1 protein-coding gene is annotated in these 391 nt (G+C 68.5%); it reads left to right on the forward strand.

Translation table 11 applies throughout. The features are described from left to right. Window positions 1-281, forward strand: a 281-nt coding sequence (locus AAEZ03_RS26150) for an FAD-dependent oxidoreductase (RefSeq protein WP_350582661.1), incomplete at its 5' end; no start/stop codon positions are given. Between the last annotated feature and the right edge of the window lie 110 nt (window positions 282-391).

Consider the following 391-nt stretch of genomic DNA (forward strand, 5'->3'; position numbering starts at 1 on the left):
TGTTCGTGCAGATCGGCCTCGTGCCGAACACCGAATGGCTGAAAGGCACGGTCGAACTGTCGAAGCACGGCGAGATCGTCGTCGATGCGCGCGGCGCGACGTCGGTGCCGGGCGTGTTCGCGGCCGGTGACGTGACGACGGTGCCGTTCAAGCAGATCGTGATCGCGGTCGGCGAAGGGGCGAAGGCGTCGCTCGGCGCGTTCGACCACCTGATCCGGCAGGACGTGGCGGCGCCGGCCGCCACCGCGCAGCCGCGAGTCGAAGAAGCGGTCGCCGCCTGACGGACGTCAGCCCGACGGCAAACAGTTTGTCTCTCTTGGCCCCGCATGCTTTGGTCGGCGTGCGGGGCCCTTTTTATGCCGAGGACGCCCGCGGCTACTTGGTCGCGGTC

This window comes from Pseudomonas sp. HY2-MNA-CIBAN-0224 (genome assembly GCF_040310285.1).
GTDB lineage: Bacteria > Pseudomonadota > Gammaproteobacteria > Pseudomonadales > Pseudomonadaceae > Aquipseudomonas > Aquipseudomonas helleri.